Consider the following 17754-nt stretch of genomic DNA (forward strand, 5'->3'; position numbering starts at 1 on the left):
AGCCATAAAAGACAAAAGAACTATAATGTAATAGTATAACGTTACATTATTTTATTGATTATCGCTATGCCTATAGAAAAAAATATTGAACGTTTACAGTCGATTGATGCATTGCGTGGTTTGGTTATCCTCATTATGTTGCTCGACCATGTAAGAGAAACTTTCTATTTACATAAACAGGTTACCGATCCAATGGACGTAACAGTAACAGAACCAGCATTATTTGGCAGTCGTTTATTGGCCCATATTTGTGCTCCGGTTTTTGTACTTTTAACCGGTATTTCTGCATTTTTATTTCAATCAAAAAAACAGGACTTACAACAAACGCGTGCCTTTCTATTAAAACGCGGCTTATTTTTAATTGTATTAGAGCTTACCCTTGTGAACTTTGCATGGACAGCGACTTTTCCACCCGAAGTCATTTATTTACAGGTGATTTGGGCGATTGGTATTAGCATGGTGGTGCTAGCTTGTTGTGTAAGTTTGCCTTTGCCAGTCCTTGCTGGTGTAGCGTTAGTCATTATTTTTGGGCACAACTTATTAGATTCTGTGCACTTCTCACAAGGCATTCTACAAAATATATGGTTCGTTTTACACGAACGTGGCTGGCTTGAGTTTGCGGGCATTAAGCTTCGTACAAGCTATCCGGTTTTACCTTGGATTGGGGTAATTTTATTGGGCTATGTATTAGGCCAGTTGTTTAGTTCAAAATATACAGCAAAACAAAGAGGCCTCGCTTTACTTAGTCTAGGTTTCGCAAGTATTGGGTTGTTTGTTTTACTACGTTTGATCAACGTCTATGGTGACCAGCCGTGGCAGCATTTTGAGTCATTACAACTAAGCCTCATGAGCTTTTTTAACCTCACAAAGTATCCGCCGTCTTTATTGTTTATTTTGCTAAATGTTGGGATCGGATTAATTGTACTGACTGCTTTTGAACGTATGCAGCAATACTCATTTTTAAAACCATTGGTTGTATTTGGCTCGGTGCCGATGTTCTTTTATTTACTGCATTTATATGTGCTGAAACTGATGTATGTGTTTGCGCTAAGTATGTGGGGAGCTAACTATGGGAGTTATTTGTCGGTCAGCCATGTATGGATGCTGTGGCTAATCACGATTGTGTTGTCTTTTGCACTCTATCCAGCGGTGAAATGGTTCTCGAAATTTAAACATCAAAACAAGCATATTTCGATTTTAAAATATTTCTAATTTTCAAAAGGTAAGTAAAGCGAGTTCAATAATCCTCGCTTTACTTACTTACATCTAAATATAAAGTTTCTTTCACTTCTTCCATGACCACATAACTGTGTGATGATGCCGAAGCGGGGAGTTTCTTTAATAGATCTCCCAATAAACGGCGGTATGCACTCATTTCTTTTAAACGCGCTTTTACAAGGTAGTCAAATTCGCCTGAAATGAGGTGGCATTCAAGCACTTCAGGAATCTCAACGAGGTCTCTGGCCACTTGGTCGAATACATCGCCAGATTTGGCAGATAACTTGATTTCTAAAAAGACCAGCAGGTTACGGTCTACGTAGGCTGGGTTTAGCCGTGCGTAATAACCCATGATAATGCCATCGCGCTCAAGGCGTTTTACTCGCTCTGAACAGGGGGTGGTAGAGAGGTTGACTCTCGATGCCAATTCACTAATCGCAATTCGTCCTTCACGCTGCAAAATATCCAGAATCATGCGATCTATACGATCTAAGGGGCGCATAGATATTTCCTCTTTTTTTAAAATTCTCGCGAGAAAAACATAAATTTACCTAGATTATAGCCTGAAAAACAGTGAAATAAACTATTTAAGCAGAAATATACTAGTGAAATAAACTGGTGTGCGTGAGGGAATGGAAATGCGCGTAATTGTACTAGGTAGCGGCGTTATTGGAGTGGCAAGTGCCTATTATCTGGCTCGACAAGGAGCTGAGGTTACTGTTCTCGATCGCCAGTCAGGTCCTGCTGAAGAAACAAGTTTTGGTAATGCAGGTCAAATTTCGCCTGGGTATTCGACCCCTTGGGCAGCACCAGGAATTCCTTTTAAAGCTGTGAAATGGATGTTCCAACACCATGCACCGCTTGCGATTAATTTAGATGGCAGCATGTGGCAATTACAGTGGATGGCGCAAATGCTGAAAAACTGTAATCCACAAAGTTATGCTGTGAACAAAGAACGTATGATGCGTGTGGCTGAATACAGCCGTGACTGCTTACGTGAACTCAGAAAAGACACGGGTATTCACTACGAAAACCGCGCTAAAGGTACTTTGCAGCTATTCCGTAAAGAAGCACAAATGGAAGCGGTTCAACGCGACATTAGCGTGCTTGAAGAATGCGGCGTAAGCTACGAGTTATTAAATGCTAATGAACTCGGTCGTGTAGAGCCTGCTTTGGCAAATGCACAAGATAAACTCGTGGGTGGTTTACACTTACCAAATGATGAAACAGGCGACTGCTATTTATTTACCAATGCTTTAGCTCAAATTGCTAAAGAGTTGGGCGTTAATTTCCAGTTTAAACAGAACGTAGAAAAATTGATTGTTGAAGGCGATCAAATTAAGGGCGTTCAAGTTAATGGTAAAGTTTTAACAGCAGATCGTTATGTTCTAGCGTTTGGTAGCTATTCACGTGATTTCTTGAAACCGCTTGATCTACAGTTACCTGTATATCCTGTAAAAGGTTACTCGTTGACGATTCCTATTGTTGATCCTGCTTTTGCTCCGCAATCTACAGTGCTGGATGAAACCTACAAAATCGCGATTACTCGTTTTGACCAACGTATCCGTGTAGGTGGAATGGCAGAGTTAAGCGGTTTCAATTTGGGTCTAAACGAAGACCGCCGTGCAACCTTGCAAATGGTGACTCAAGACCTGTTCCCGGGCGGCGATATGGCACAGGCGTCTTTCTGGACAGGTTTACGTCCAATGACACCAGACAGTACTCCAATTATTGGTGCGACTCGCTTTAAAAATCTGTTCTTGAATACAGGTCACGGTACTTTAGGTTGGACCATGGCGTGTGGTTCAGGAAAATTAATCAGTGACATCGTATTGAATCATAAGACTGATATCAGTACCGATGGCCTTTCAATTCAACGTTATTCTCACGCGCACGCAGCTTAACGGACGTTAGGAAAGTAAATCATGCCTCGTCCTATTACCGCAGTCATCCACCGTCAAGCTTTACAAAATAACTTGGCGGTGGTGCGCAAGGCTATGCCAAACAGTAAGGTCTTTGCCGTTGTAAAAGCCAATGCTTACGGACACGGAATTGAACGTGTTTATGAAGCATTTAAAGCAGCAGATGGCTTTGCCTTACTTGATCTTGATGAAGCAAAACGAATTCGTGCTCTAGGTTGGACAGGTCCAATTTTATTGCTCGAAGGAGTTTTCTCTCCTCAAGATTTATTTGATTGTGTGCAGTATCAACTCAGTTTCACCGTTCATAGTGAAGTGCAAATAGAGTGGGTAGAAAAGCATCCTTATCCAGCTCAATTTGATGTTTTCTTGAAAATGAACAGTGGTATGAACCGTCTTGGTTTTAAACCACAAAACTATGTTCAAGCTTGGGAACGTTTAAATAACTTGGCAAATGTGTCCAAGATTACGCACATGACGCATTTTTCAGATGCAGATGCCGATCGTTTTGGTCAGCAAGGTATTGATTATCAAATTACTGCCTTTGAAGAAATTGTGAAGGATTTACCGGGTGAAAGATCGGTAAGTAATAGTGCGGCAATTTTGCGCTATCAAGACCAGCTCAAATCAGATTATGCCCGCAGTGGCATCATGCTCTATGGTAGCTCGCCAGATTACCCGAGCCATAGTATTGCAGATTGGGGCTTACAACCGACCATGAGCTTACGCAGTGAAATTATTTCCGTTCAGCATTTAGAACCGAATGAAAGCGTAGGTTATGGTTCAAACTTTGTCGCAGAGCAACCCATGACGATTGGGATTGTGGCTTGCGGCTATGCCGATGGTTATCAACGTATTTCGCCAACAGGTACTCCAGTTTTAGTGGACTCAGTACGCACGCGTACAGTTGGCCGCGTCAGTATGGATATGTTGGCAGTCGATTTAACGGGTATTGAGAGTGCCAAAGTCGGTAGTGAAGTGGTGCTCTGGGGGCAATCAAGTACAGGCGTCGTTCTACCTATTGATGATGTCGCTGTTTCATCCGGTACGGTGGGTTATGAACTGATGTGTGCCGTCACCGCCCGTGTTCAATTTATTAATCAGGTATAAGGAAATCCGAATGTCTAATTCAGATATACAAAAGATCAACACCAACGAAGTCATGAGCGCCGTGACTGTTTTTAACAAAGTGGTTTATCTGTCAGGTCAGGTGCCTAAAAATACCGAGCAAGACGTGGCAGGCCAAACTCGTGAAATTCTTGCCACGATTGATGAACTTTTGGCATTAGCCAATACCGATAAATCTCGCTTACTTTCTGCGCAGCTCTATTTGAAAAATCTTTCTGACTTTTCAACCGTAAATGCAATTTGGGTTGACTGGTTAAAAGGGTGTGTTGCTCCATCGCGTGCCACAATTCAGGCCGATTTGGTCAATCCGGATTGGCTCATTGAAATTGCCGTGACGGCAGCACAAAAGTAATTCGGCTTTACTCCAAAAACGATGATGTATCTAACAGAAGGAAGATAGATACGGTTTAACCAGTCGTTTTTTGGTGAACAGATTCAGTGACCTATGGCATACGGTTCAATTTTCGCCATAGGTTGCTGATCTTAACAAAGGAATTCAAAAAGGAATTTTAATATGACAACGGCTCGTCATTCAGATACGGAAAATTCTCCCGATCATCTGCAACGAAAACTGTCTAACCGTCATTTACAACTGATTGCAATTGGCGGTGCAATTGGAACTGGCCTATTTATGGGCTCAGGTAAAACCATCTCCCTCGCAGGTCCTTCAATTCTCTTTATTTATATGATTATTGGAGGCATGTTCTTTTTCTTAATGCGTGCAATGGGTGAGTTGCTCCTTGCAAATCTGCATTACAAATCTTTTGTTGATATGGCTCATGACCTGATTGGTCCTTGGGCTGGTTACTATTTGGGTTGGACCTATTGGTTAGGTTGGGTGCTGGTCGGTATTGCGGACCTTTCAGCAGTCATTAACTATTTGAGCTTCTGGCTACCCGATGGTGCAAGCTTCTCTCCAATACAGCAGGCCATGATTAGTGCAGGCTGTGTATTGTTTGTGATGGGACTTAACCTCCTTACAGTACGACTATTTGGTGAAATTGAATTCTGGTTTGCCCTTATTAAGATTCTGGCAATTATTGGCCTGATCGGTGTGGGTGGCTACATGATTTTCAGCCATTTCCAAGCTCCGCAAGGCGCTGTTGCCAGCATTAGTAATGTCTGGTCACATGGCGGTTTATTCCCGAAAGGTACAGAAGGTTTCTTGGCAGGATTCCAGATTGCCGTTTTTGCGTTTGTCGGGGTTGAGTTGGTTGGTACAACAGCTGCTGAAACCAAAGACCCGCAGAAGAACTTACCGAAAGCAATTAACGCGATTCCGGTACGTATTATTTTGTTCTATGTATTGGCGTTATTTATTGTGATGTCGGTAACACCGTGGGATCACATTCGTGCAGATAAAAGCCCGTTTGTTGAGTTATTCTTAAATGCGGGTATTCCGGTTTCTGCGATTATCATGAACTTGGTAGTGCTGTCTTCGGTCATGTCTTCAATGAACAGCGGTGTGTTTTCAACCAGCCGTATGCTGTTCGGTTTATCAAAAGATGGTCAGGCGCCGGGAGCATTTGGCCGTTTATCAAAACGTGCAGTCCCTTCAAATGGTTTGATTTTCTCTTGTACTTTCATTATGGGCGGGGCAGTGCTTCAGTACTTTGTTCCAAACACCATGGAGGCATTTACGTTGGCAAGTTCACTTTGTGTGATTCTATTCATTAGTGTGTGGAGTCTCATTATGGTGTGCTATTTACGCTATCGTAAATTACGTCCTGAATTACATGAAAAATCTACATTCAAAATGCCGGGCGGCATTTGGATGAGTTATGTTGTTTTGGCATTTATGCTTTTTACTTTAGTCATCTTGGCATTAGAGCCAGATACTTTGAAAGCTTTATATGTCAGTCCGGTATGGTTAGTTATTTTAGGTGTTACCTATCATGTGTTGTATAAACCACGCATGAAAAAGCTAGGACGTGAACTCGTTAACGATCATTAAGTTTTATTAAAAAGCCAATCAATCATGATTGGCTTTTTTTATTTTCATCAGTTTTTTTATCGGAATAATATTGTTTATTTTTGAATCAATAGCACAGTTTTGAGGGGGGGAGTAAAGCGACATCTAGCATTATCACATGCTAAACTCCGGCTAATCTGGTGAATCGAGATTGGATAATTAAAATTGCCGTGAAGGCAGTACATAAATAATGCAACTTAAAAAATAGGGACAAAAGATAGATCAATTAAGGAAAAAATATACTTGAACATCTTGTCCTGAGGTATAGACTCAGCAACCCACGATATACGGTTCGTTTTCTCCCTATAGGTTGCTGATTTAAATTAAGCAAAATATAAAAAGGACTTCTAATATGACAATGGTTCATCATTCAGATGAGGCAGGCTCCCCTGATCATTTACAACGGAAATTAAGTAATCGCCACTTACAGCTCATTGCAATTGGCGGCGCAATTGGTACCGGTCTATTTATGGGCTCGGGCAAAACCATCTCTCTCGCAGGTCCTTCAATTCTTGTAATCTACATGTTAATTGGTGGAATGTTCTTCTTCCTTATGCGCGCATTGGGTGAATTACTACTTGCTAATTTACATTACAAGTCATTTGTCGACATGGCGTATGACTTGATTGGTCCGTGGGCTGGCTACTATATAGGTTGGACCTATTGGTTAGGCTGGGTACTGGTCGGTATTGCCGATCTTTCTGCGGTTATTAACTATTTAAGTTTCTGGTTACCCGAAGGCGCCAGTTTTTCACCCATGCAACAAGCGATGATTAGTGCGGGCTGTGTACTATTCGTCTTAAGCCTTAACCTTCTTACAGTGAAGTTGTTTGGTGAGGTTGAGTTCTGGTTTGCGCTTATTAAGATTTTAGCCATTATCGGTTTGATTGGTGTGGGCGGCTACATGATTTTAACCCACTTCCAAGCTCCTCATGGTGACGTGGTAAGCATCAGTAACGTCTGGTCACATGGTGGTATATTTCCAAAAGGTGTAAGCGGGTTTTTGGCAGGTTTCCAGATCGCCGTATTTGCCTTTATTGGTGTTGAGCTGATTGGTACAACTGCTGCTGAAACGAAAGATCCAGAAAAGAACCTACCAAAAGCAATTAACGCGATTCCGGTACGTATTATCCTGTTTTATGTGTTAGCACTTTTTGTGGTGATGTCTGTAACACCTTGGGATCATATTCGTGCCGATAAAAGCCCATTTGTTGAGTTGTTCTTAAATGCAGGTATTCCTATTTCTGCAATTATTATGAACTTGGTTGTGCTGTCGTCGGTCATGTCTTCAATGAACAGTGGCGTGTTTTCAACAAGCCGTATGTTGTTCGGTTTATCAAAAGATGGTCAAGCGCCGGGTATATTAGGACGTTTATCAAAACGTGCCGTACCTTCAAATGGTTTAATCTTCTCATGTATTTTCATTATGGGTGGGGCAGTGCTTCAGTACTTTGTTCCAAACACAATGGAAGCATTTACTCTGGCAAGTTCACTCTGTGTAATCTTGTTCATTAGCGTGTGGATTTTGATCATGGCGTGCTATTTACGTTATCGTAAAACTCGTCCTGAACTTCACGCTGCATCAACCTTTAAAATGCCGGGCGGCGTATTAATGGCGTATGCAGTTATTGCCTTTTTCTTGTTTACTTTAGTGATTTTGGCATTAGAGCCAGATACATTAAAAGCGCTCTACGTCAGTCCAGTATGGGTGGTGGTTTTAGGTGTGACTTACTATGCATTCTATAAGCCGCGCATGAAAAAATTAGGCCGAGAAATCTTTTAATTATCCTTTCTCGATTTACCAAAAAGCCAATCATCATTGATTGGCTTTTTTATTAAAAGATTAATCGACTAGCAAATGTTGATATTTATCAGCTTGTTTACGCAAATAGTCCCAGACCAGTTTAATGCGAGGTTCATGCTGTAAATCGACGAAGGTCAGCATCCAGAAGGTATGGGTAAAACGAACTTGTTGCTCTAATACCTCTTCGAGCTCAGGTTTGTCATCTGCTAAAAACTTCGGCAAAATTGCAAGCCCTGCGCCAGCACTCACTGCAATTTGTTGGGCCAAAATACTGCTACTGCGAAAGTTAGCATTCAGTTTTAAAGGTAAACGTTCTAGACAATACAGCTCCGGGCTATACACCAGATCATCAATATAATTTACAAAGCGATGCTGAGTTAAATCTTCTAAACCACGAATCGGTGGATTTTGTGCTAGATAGCTCTGGCTGCCATAAATTTTTAAACAATAATCAGACAAGCGCGTAATGATATAAGGCCCCGAGGTTGGGCGTTCAATGGATACCACAATATCTGCTTCACGGTGTGAGAGCTTAATCATTTTTGGTACGGGTATTAGGTCAATAGTAAGCAGTGGATACTGAATAGAGAACTCAGCTAGTAAGCGGGCTAAAAATGCGGTTCCAAAGCCCTCAGGTGTGCCAATTCGCACACGTCCTTGTAAAGGTTGATGCGGTTTTTCAATTTGTAAGAAAGCTTGTTCCATTTGCTCAACTCGAGGGACAAGTGCCATGCCTTCGAGAGTTAACTCATAGCCCGTTGCTTCACGCTTAAATAGCGTCGTACCCAGAGCAAGTTCTAGGGCCTGAATCCGTCTAGCTACCGTACTATGTTCAACACCAATAATACGTGCAGCATTGGTTAGAGTTTTAGTGCGTGCTAAAACCAGAAAAAACTGTAGATGATCCCAATCCACTTTCATTTTTGTTATTGTCCCTGTGCATATTTGCACAACAATCGTGCATGAATTTGCGTTGGTGGTCAAAGATTTCTTTGTTAGTCTCAAATAAAACCTGAATAAAGAAAATACGTAGAAAAGTATTTTCTAATAACTGAACACAATAAAAATATGACCTACGGAGAGGTTATGAACACAATCCAGAAAATCGAATTGGACACCGCTAAATTACTTATTAACGGACAGTTTATCGAATCTAAAACCCAAGAATGGCAAGACATTATTAACCCTGCAACTCAGGAAGTGATTGGCCGCGTGCCTTTTGCAACGGTTGAAGAAGTCGACGCTGCTATTCAAGCTGCACAAGATGCTTTTACTTCTTGGCGCCAAACCCCAATTCAGGCACGTATGCGCATCATGCTCAAGCTACAAGACTTGATTCGTGCCAACATGAAAGAAATTGCACAAGTATTGACGGCTGAACAAGGTAAAACCTTGGCAGATGCTGAAGGCGATATTCAACGTGGTCTAGAAGTGGTTGAACATGCCTGTTCAGTTGGTACTTTACAAATGGGCGAGTACGTCGAAGGTGTAGCACGTGGTGTAGATACATATACCTTGCAACAACCTTTGGGTGTTTGTGCGGGTATTACGCCGTTTAATTTTCCTGCCATGATTCCACTTTGGATGTTCCCAATGGCAATCGTGTGCGGCAATACCTTCGTTTTAAAACCATCAGAACAAGATCCGTTATCAACCATGATGTTGGTTGAACTTGCGATTCAAGCTGGTATTCCAGCAGGTGTGCTGAACGTTGTGCATGGTGGCAAAGAAGTGGTTGACCGTTTGTGTACCCATAAAGACATTAAAGCGATTTCATTTGTAGGTTCAACTGCGGTTGGAACACATGTTTATAACCTTGCAGGGCAACATGGTAAACGTGTGCAAGCCATGATGGGCGCAAAAAACCATGTGGTTGTTATGCCAGATGCCAATAAAGAACAAACGCTAAATGCCTTAGTGGGCGCAGCGTTTGGTGCTGCTGGGCAACGTTGTATGGCATTGTCGGTTGCAGTGATGGTTGGCGACAGTAAACAGTGGATTCAAGAGTTAGTTGAAAAAGCGAAAACTCTAAAAGTAAATGCAGGTCATGAACCAAATACTGACATTGGCCCAGTCATTTCAAAACGTGCCAAAGCGCGTGTAATTGACTTGATTAATAGCGGTGTTGAACAAGGTGCAGAGTTACTACTCGATGGTCGCAATGTTCAAGTACAAGGTTATGAGTCAGGTAACTTTGTGGGTGCCACGATTTTTAGTGGCGTAAACACCGACATGCGTATTTATAAAGAAGAAATCTTTGGCCCAGTACTTTCAATTATTTGTGTCGATACACTCGATGAAGCAATTGCTCTTATCAATGCCAACCCATTTGGTAACGGTGTAGGTTTATTCACACAAAGCGGTGCTATTGCACGTACTTTCCAAAACTTGATTGATATCGGCCAAGTCGGTATCAACATTCCAATTCCTGTACCTGTGCCGTTCTTTAGTTTTACCGGCTCAAGAGGATCAAAACTTGGCGACTTGGGGCCATACGGCAAACAGGCTGTCCAGTTCTATACCCAAACTAAAACCATTACCAGTCGCTGGTTTGAAGATAGCCATGAAGTTGGCGGTGTAAATACAACCATTAGTTTACGTTAAGGGGATCACGGATGAATATCGCCTTTATCGGTCTAGGCAATATGGGCGGCAGAATGGCCCAAAACCTATTAAAAGCCGGACTCAAAGTTTATGGTTACGACCTCAGTGAAGTCGCGATCCAGCACTTCGCCGAGGCAGGTGGCATAGTCTGCGACAGCCCCCAGAATGCAGCTAAACAAGCAGATGTGGTCATTACCATGTTGCCTGCGGCGAAGCATGTTAAAGAGGTTTACTTGGGTGAAAATGGTGTCTTGGAAGTGCTAAAACCAGGTAGCTTATGCATTGATAGCAGCACTATTGACCCGCAAACTATTAAAGACATTGCTGCTGTTGCACATAGCAAAAATATTAAAATTTGTGATGCACCAGTTTCTGGTGGAACCATTGGTGCTCAAGCAGGAACCTTAACCTTTATGGTGGGTGCCGATGAACAAACCTTTAACGAAGTAAAACCTGTGCTCAGCCATATGGGCAAAAATATTGTTCATTGTGGTGATGTCGGTGCAGGCCAAATTGCCAAAATTTGCAATAACCTGATTTTAGGTATTTCAATGGCTGCAGTAGCCGAAGGTATGGCGCTTGGTGTGAAGTTAGGCATCGACCCACAAGCATTGGCAGGCGTCATTAACACCTCAAGCGGTCGTTGCTGGAGTTCGGATGTATGTAACCCATGGCCGCATATTAATGAAAATGCGCCAGCATCTCGAGGCTATCAAGACGGCTTTGCGACTCAGTTGATGCTAAAAGATTTAGGACTCGCTGTAGAAGCCGCAGGCCAAGTCAAACAGCCTGTTGTATTAGGTGGTATGGTGCAACAGCTTTATCAGCAAATGTGCATGCGTGGTAATGCCAATCTCGATTTTTCGAGCATTATTCAGCAATACCTACCACAAGAGGCATAACGGTAAAGCCAAAGGATGGCTTTAAACCAATAAATCAAACCCTGTCGTGAATAACAACAAATCCGGACTGAGGGAAAAGATATGATGGATTATCAAAATGCTGTACAGGCTTTCGATTTGGAAAGCACTGCTAAACAGATGTTGTCAGGTTCAATCGATGCACTGAACGCTTGTTATGAATGCTGTGATCGACATGCAGATGGCGACAAAATCGCGCTGTACTGGCAAGGAAAAGACGGTCGCAAAGAGCAATATACCTTCCGTGAGCTAAAAGAATGGTCGAGTCAATTTGCTAACTTTTTAAAAGCTCAAGGTGTAAAAGCAGGCGACCGTATTTCAGGCTTATTGCCAAGAACACCTGAACTGATTGTAACCATTTTGGCGGCTTGGCGAATTGGTGCTGTGTACCAGCCTTTATTTACTGCCTTTGGCCCAAAAGCGATTGAGCACCGTATTCAGCTTGCACAAAGCAAGTTGGTGGTGACCGATATGGGTAACCGTAGCAAGCTCGACGAAATTGAAAAGTGTCCTGCAATTATGACGGTGGCCGATGCTCAAGGTACTGCGCTTAAAGCAGGGGATTTTAATTTTTGGAATGAAGTGAAACAGCAGTCCGATCAATGTGATCTAGTCATGCGTAACATTCAAGATCCTTTCTTGCTCATGTTTACTTCAGGCACAACAGGGCCTGCTAAACCCTTGGAAGTGCCATTAAAAGCACTCATTGCCTTTGGGCGATATATGCAAGATGCCATTGGTTTAACCGAAGAGGACTCGTTTTGGAATATTGCCGACCCAGGTTGGGCGTATGGCCTGTACTATGCGATTACTGGACCGTTATTTTTAGGCCATGCCACTTTGTTTTATGAAGGTGGTTTCAGTACAGATAGCCTATGCCAAATTGTGAAAGATTATAAAGTTAACAACTTGGCAGGTGCACCAACAGCTTACCGTATGATGATGGCAGCAGATCCGGTACAAATGGCACCATTAAAAGGCCAATTTCGCGTGGTGAGTAGTGCAGGTGAACCGCTTAATCCGGAAGTGATTCGCTGGTTTAAACAAGTCTTAGACGCTCCAATTTATGACCATTACGGACAAACCGAAGTCGGCATGGTGGTGTGTAATCATCATGGTTTAAAACATGAAATTCATGCTGGCTCAGCAGGTTTCCCAAGTCCGGGCTATCGTGTTGCGATTGTTAATGAACAAGGTGAAGAACTTCCGCCAGACACACCGGGAATTTTAGCAGTCGACATTAGCCAGTCTCCAATGATGTGGTTTGGTGGCTATAAAGAAAGCCGTAAATCACCTTTCGTCAGTCATTACTACTTGACGGGTGATACTGCCGAACTTCATGCCGATGGCAGTATGAGTTTTGTCGGCCGTAGCGATGATGTAATCACCACATCAGGCTATCGTATTGGGCCCTTTGATGTAGAAAGCGCACTGCTTGAACATGATGCTGTGATTGAAGCCGCAGTAATAGGCGTGCCTGATCCAGATCGTACTGAAGTCGTTAAGGCTTTTGTAATTTTAGCTGCGGGCGTACAACCTTCAGATGCACTTGCTGAAGAACTCAGCCAGTTTGTGAAAAGACGACTTTCTGCACATGCTTACCCAAGATTAGTTGAATTTGTGAGTGAATTACCTAAAACTCCAAGTGGCAAAATTCAGCGCTTTTTATTGCGTAATCAAGAAATTGCTAAACAACAAGCTAAAGCAGGGTAAAGGAAATAATAATGCAATTTACCGAAGAACAATTACTCATTCGTGATATGGCGAAAAGTTTCGCCCAAGAACAAATCAAGCCTAATGCCAGCGATTGGGACCGAGACGGGACTTTCCCAAAAGAAACTCTGACTCAAATGGGACAACTCGGTTTTATGGGAATGCTTGTTTCAGAGCAATGGGGCGGTTCAGACACGGGTAACTTAGCCTATGTACTGGCACTCGAGGAAGTTGCGGCAGCAGATGGTGCAACCTCGACCATCATGAGTGTTCATAACTCGGTTGGTTGTGTACCTATTTTAAAATTTGGGACCGACGAGCAAAAAGAGCGCTTTTTAAAGCCTCTGGCGCAAGGTGAAATGATCGGTGCTTTTGCTTTAACCGAACCACATACTGGCTCAGATGCAGCAGCCATCAAAACCCGTGCAGTGAAAGATGGTGACGATTACATTTTAAATGGTGCCAAGCAATTTATTACCTCGGGTAATAATGCCGGTGTCATTATCGTGTTTGCAGTGACCGACCCGAGCGCAGGTAAAAAGGGCATTAGTGCCTTTTTAGTTCCACGCGAAACACCGGGTTATGAAGTGATTCGTGTAGAAGAAAAACTCGGTCTGCATGCTTCAGATACCTGCCAAATTGCGCTGACAGATGTACGCATCCATAAAAGTCTCATGCTAGGTAAAGAAGGCGAAGGTTTAAAAATCGCACTTGCCAATTTAGAAGGTGGGCGTATTGGTATTGCTGCACAAGCAGTCGGTCTAGCACGTGCGGCACTCGAAGAAGCAACTCGTTATGCCAAAGAGCGTATTACTTTTGGAAAACCAATTTTTGAGCATCAAACCATCGCATTTCGCCTTGCCAGTATGGCAACCGAAATTGAAGCAGCGAGACAACTCGTTCACTACGCTGCGCGTTTAAAAGAAGCAGGCCAACCGTGTCTCAACGAAGCCTCAATGGCTAAGTTATTTGCTTCAGAAATGACTGAGCGTGTGTGCTCAAGTGCCCTACAAGTGTTTGGTGGCTATGGCTATCTCAGAGACTTCCCAATTGAGCGTATTTATCGTGATGCGCGTATTTGTCAAATTTACGAAGGCACAAGTGATATCCAACGTTTAGTCATCGCACGTAGTCTATAAAACCAAAACAAGGAATAAATAATGCAGTGGCAAAGTATTTTATTAGAAAAGCGTAATGGGGTTGGATTGATTACATTAAATCGCCCTCAAGCGCTGAATGCCTTAAATAGCGAATTAATTAGTGAAATTAATCAGGCATTAGATCAACTCGAAAAAGACCGCGAAATTGGTTGCATCGTATTGGCAGGCTCAGAAAAAGCTTTTGCCGCAGGGGCCGACATTAAAGAAATGGCCGATTTGGCTTTCCCCGATATTTATTTAGATGACTTTTTTCATCTTGCAGACCGTATTGCACAGCGCCGTAAACCTTTAATTGCTGCGGTGAGTGGCTATGCATTGGGTGGTGGCTGTGAGCTGGCGCTTATGTGTGACTTTATTTATTGTGCTGACAACGCCAAGTTTGGTTTACCCGAAGTCACTTTAGGGGTAATTCCGGGTATTGGTGGGACACAGCGTTTAACCCATGCCATTGGTAAAGCTAAGGCAATGGAAATGTGCCTTACCGCTCGTCAAATGGGCGCAGTAGAGGCAGAGCAAAGCGGTTTGGTTGCACGTGTGTTTAGTAAAGAAGAATTACTTGAACAAACCTTGCAAGCCGCTGAAAAAATCGCAACGCGGTCTTTAACTGCAAACATGATGCTCAAAGAAACCATTAACCGAGCTTTTGAGGTGAACCTCACCGAAGGTTTACGTTTTGAACGCCGCATGTTCCACTCCATTTTTGCAACTGCGGACCAAAAAGAAGGCATGCAGGCCTTTGTTGAAAAACGGCAGGCAAATTTTAAAAATCAGTAAGAGATCAATAAAATGAATACAGAAAATCACTTAATGATTGAGCGACAAGGTAAGCTCGGCGTGATTACCTTAGACCGTGTGACTCATCTTAATGCATTGTCGCTAGATATGATTGAAGGAATTGGCGCCCAATTGGAACTGTGGCGAAATGATGCTGCTGTTCAGGCGATCTTAATCAAATCAAATAGCCCAAAAGCCTTCTGTGCAGGTGGCGATATTCGCTATCTCTACGACAGTTATAAAAATGGCACAGCCGATTACAAAGGCTACTTTAGTGCCGAATATAAAATGCTCAATACACTGCGCGAATATGAAAAGCCAATCATTGTTGTGCTTGATGGCTACGTATTAGGCGGTGGTTTTGGCTTGGCTCAGGCGTGTCACATTGTGGTAAGCAGTGAAAAGTCCAGATTTGCCATGCCTGAAACAGCGATTGGTTTTTTCCCAGACGTTGGTGCAACTCATTTCCTGTCTCGGCTTGATGATATTGGCGTTTATATGGCAATTACGGGTGAGCAGATTAGTAGTAGCGATGCGCTCTATCTCGATTTAATTGACTACCATGTGCCAAGCGAGCAGTTACAAGCTTTACAAGAGGCTCTCGTTGAAGCGCCAAGCTTAAGCAAAGAGGGAATTGAACGCATCATTACCCGATTTATTACTCGGCCTGCCGAAAGTGAGCTTAAACAACTTGCCGAAGGCATCCGTAAACATTTCGGATATCAGCATTTAGATGAAATCGAACAAAGCCTTGAAAATGAACAGGATGAAAGCTTAAAGACTTGGGCGAGTAAGATGCTTAGTATTTTGCAGCAGCGTTCATTTATTGCCAAACAAACTAGCTTGAAACTGCAACATTTAGGCCGTGGACTTTCACTACAGCAGTGTATGCAGCTTGAGCGTGATTTACAGGATATCTGGTTTGAGCATGGTGACTTTATTGAGGGCGTTCGTGCACTGATTGTCGATAAAGATAAACAACCACGTTGGCAAGAACGTAATCCGGAGTTAGAGCAAATTTTAGAAAAACTAAGCTAACCCATTTTAAAAACACACAAAAAGCTTAAGGAGATCAAGCGAGACCTGAACATGCTTATGGTCAGGACAGATCATAAGCATAAAAAGACAAAACAAGAAAATCTAAAAAGGACATTACGATGCAAACAATACATGGAAACGGTTCACATCCTAAAAAGTCGTCACATCGATTAGCAGGCATCTCTAGCATGGTTGGCACCACGATTGAGTGGTATGACTTTTTTGTTTATGGCGCAGCAGCAGCCCTCATTTTTAACAAGCTATTTTTCCCAAATCTGGACCCACTTACAGGTGTGCTTGCAGCATTTGCAACTTATGCTGTTGGGTTTATTGGGCGGCCTTTAGGTGGCTTGCTCTTTGGTCATTTCGGTGACAAGATCGGTCGTAAGTCAATGTTGTTGTTAACGCTGATGCTCATGGGAATTCCAACCGTACTGATTGGCCTCTTACCAACTTATGAATCAATTGGATATTGGGCTGCAATTGGCTTGGTGATCTTACGATTTATTCAAGGTATGGCCATGGGGGGTGAATGGGGCGGTGCCGTGCTTATGGCCGTTGAACATGCACCCGAAGGTGGTAAAGGGTTTTGGGGAAGTTTGCCACAGGCGAGTACAGGTGGTGGCTTAATGCTCGCCTCAATCGCACTAGGACTGGTGTCGTTATTACCTGAGCAAGCACTGTTTAGCTGGGGCTGGCGTTTACCATTTCTTGCCAGCATTATTTTACTGGCAGTGGGCTGGTATATTCGTGTAAAAGTGCCTGAGTCACCAGATTTTGAAAAAGTAAAACAGCAGTCTGAAGAAGTCAAAGTTCCTGCCTTTCAGGTTTTTAAAAACCATCCAAAACAACTTATCACCATTATTTTGGCGAGAGCTGCTGAAAATGCATGGTTTTATATTGCGTCAACATTTACTTTGGCTTATACCACTGCACAACTTGGTATTCCCCGCCAAGATATTTTATTTGCCACCATTTGTGGTGCAGCCGTGATTTTATTTATGACGCCGTTATGCGGACATTTGTCCGATAAAGTCGGTCAACGCAATATGTTTATGTTTGGCTTATGCGTATTAGCACTTTATTCTTATCCATTTTTTAGCATGCTCAATACCAAAGATCCGGTACTGGTCTGGACAGCAATTGTGCTGGCGATTGGTGTGGTGTTTCCAATTATGTATGCGCCACAAGCTCAGCTTTTTGCGCGTCAATTTCCTGCTGAAATTCGTTATAGCGGCATCTCTATTTCAGTACAGTTGGCAGGTGTTTTGGGTGGTGGTTTAGCCCCTATGATTGCCACCAAGCTGCTCAGTATTGGGCAAGGTAACCCATATTTAATTATGCTTTATATTGGAAGTATGGCTGTCGTTGCAATTATATCGACCTCATTTATGCCGCGTGATGGAAACCCTAAAACGGATGAAACTTATTATAAAAAAACAAACTTAAATTTAAAAACCAAGATTGATTGATACGCGTTATTTATTCTTCGCAATAAGCGTAT

The 17754-nt window shown here is 42.7% G+C and carries 15 protein-coding genes; 13 read left to right on the top strand and 2 right to left on the bottom strand.

All coding sequences use genetic code 11. The features are described from left to right. Positions 1 to 66 precede the first annotated feature (66 nt). A complete protein-coding gene (locus ABLC00_RS00560) occupies positions 67 to 1212 on the top strand; it encodes a DUF1624 domain-containing protein (RefSeq protein WP_033846960.1) in 1146 nt (381 codons plus the stop codon). 40 nt (positions 1213 to 1252) lie between these two features. On the opposite strand, the gene ABLC00_RS00565 is transcribed toward ABLC00_RS00560, so the two are convergent. After that, complete coding sequence (locus ABLC00_RS00565) at positions 1253 to 1720, bottom strand: Lrp/AsnC ligand binding domain-containing protein (protein WP_001247568.1); 468 nt, start codon at positions 1718 to 1720, stop codon at positions 1253 to 1255. Positions 1721 to 1856: 136 nt separating this feature from the next. On the opposite strand from ABLC00_RS00565, the gene ABLC00_RS00570 reads away from it, so the two are divergent. The 5 genes from ABLC00_RS00570 to ABLC00_RS00590 all read left to right on the top strand — a co-directional run bounded on the left by ABLC00_RS00570 (position 1857) and on the right by ABLC00_RS00590 (position 8020). Then, entirely contained in the window at positions 1857 to 3122 is a 1266-nt protein-coding gene (locus ABLC00_RS00570) for a D-amino acid dehydrogenase (RefSeq protein WP_033846961.1), read from the top strand. Positions 3123 to 3143: 21 nt separating this feature from the next. After that, positions 3144 to 4247, top strand: a complete 1104-nt coding sequence (gene alr / locus ABLC00_RS00575) for an alanine racemase (protein WP_033846962.1) — start codon at positions 3144 to 3146, stop codon at positions 4245 to 4247. 10 nt (positions 4248 to 4257) lie between these two features. Continuing rightward, entirely contained in the window at positions 4258 to 4617 is a 360-nt protein-coding gene (locus ABLC00_RS00580) for a RidA family protein (protein WP_000071347.1), read from the top strand. Between the two features lie 162 nt (positions 4618 to 4779). Further along, on the top strand, positions 4780 to 6219 hold the full coding sequence (locus ABLC00_RS00585) for an amino acid permease (protein ID WP_006582343.1): 1440 nt from the start codon (positions 4780 to 4782) through the stop codon (positions 6217 to 6219). 376 nt (positions 6220 to 6595) lie between these two features. Then, a complete protein-coding gene (locus tag ABLC00_RS00590; protein WP_085946335.1) occupies positions 6596 to 8020 on the top strand; it encodes an amino acid permease in 1425 nt (474 codons plus the stop codon). A gap of 60 nt (positions 8021 to 8080) precedes the next feature. On the opposite strand, the gene ABLC00_RS00595 is transcribed toward ABLC00_RS00590, so the two are convergent. Next, complete coding sequence (locus ABLC00_RS00595) at positions 8081 to 8962, bottom strand: LysR family transcriptional regulator (RefSeq protein WP_002050510.1); 882 nt, start codon at positions 8960 to 8962, stop codon at positions 8081 to 8083. Between the two features lie 165 nt (positions 8963 to 9127). Between ABLC00_RS00595 and ABLC00_RS00600 the strand changes: the two genes are divergently transcribed. The 7 genes from ABLC00_RS00600 (at position 9128) to ABLC00_RS00630 (ending at position 17722) form a co-directional block, all read left to right on the top strand. Beyond that, on the top strand, positions 9128 to 10645 hold the full coding sequence (locus ABLC00_RS00600) for a CoA-acylating methylmalonate-semialdehyde dehydrogenase (RefSeq protein WP_004883966.1): 1518 nt from the start codon (positions 9128 to 9130) through the stop codon (positions 10643 to 10645). Positions 10646 to 10656: 11 nt separating this feature from the next. Beyond that, on the top strand, positions 10657 to 11547 hold the full coding sequence (mmsB, locus tag ABLC00_RS00605) for a 3-hydroxyisobutyrate dehydrogenase (RefSeq protein ID WP_033846963.1): 891 nt from the start codon (positions 10657 to 10659) through the stop codon (positions 11545 to 11547). 81 nt (positions 11548 to 11628) lie between these two features. Further along, positions 11629 to 13278 carry an AMP-binding protein gene (locus ABLC00_RS00610; protein ID WP_033846964.1) on the top strand — a complete coding sequence of 550 codons (1650 nt, stop codon included), beginning with the start codon at positions 11629 to 11631 and terminating at the stop codon, positions 13276 to 13278. Between the two features lie 11 nt (positions 13279 to 13289). Beyond that, entirely contained in the window at positions 13290 to 14417 is a 1128-nt protein-coding gene (locus ABLC00_RS00615; RefSeq protein ID WP_031952106.1) for an acyl-CoA dehydrogenase family protein, read from the top strand. 21 nt (positions 14418 to 14438) lie between these two features. Continuing rightward, positions 14439 to 15212 (top strand): enoyl-CoA hydratase, encoded by a 774-nt coding sequence (locus tag ABLC00_RS00620; RefSeq protein ID WP_022574362.1) that lies wholly within the window; start codon positions 14439 to 14441, stop codon positions 15210 to 15212. Between the two features lie 12 nt (positions 15213 to 15224). Next, positions 15225 to 16250: an enoyl-CoA hydratase/isomerase family protein gene (locus ABLC00_RS00625; RefSeq protein WP_033846966.1), complete on the top strand. Its 1026-nt coding sequence runs from the start codon at positions 15225 to 15227 to the stop codon at positions 16248 to 16250. Between the two features lie 119 nt (positions 16251 to 16369). Beyond that, positions 16370 to 17722 (top strand): MFS transporter, encoded by a 1353-nt coding sequence (locus tag ABLC00_RS00630; protein ID WP_033846967.1) that lies wholly within the window; start codon positions 16370 to 16372, stop codon positions 17720 to 17722. Positions 17723 to 17754 lie beyond the last annotated feature (32 nt).

The sequence above is a fragment of the Acinetobacter nosocomialis genome (genome assembly GCF_041021905.1).
GTDB classification, from domain to species: Bacteria; Pseudomonadota; Gammaproteobacteria; order Pseudomonadales; family Moraxellaceae; genus Acinetobacter; species Acinetobacter nosocomialis.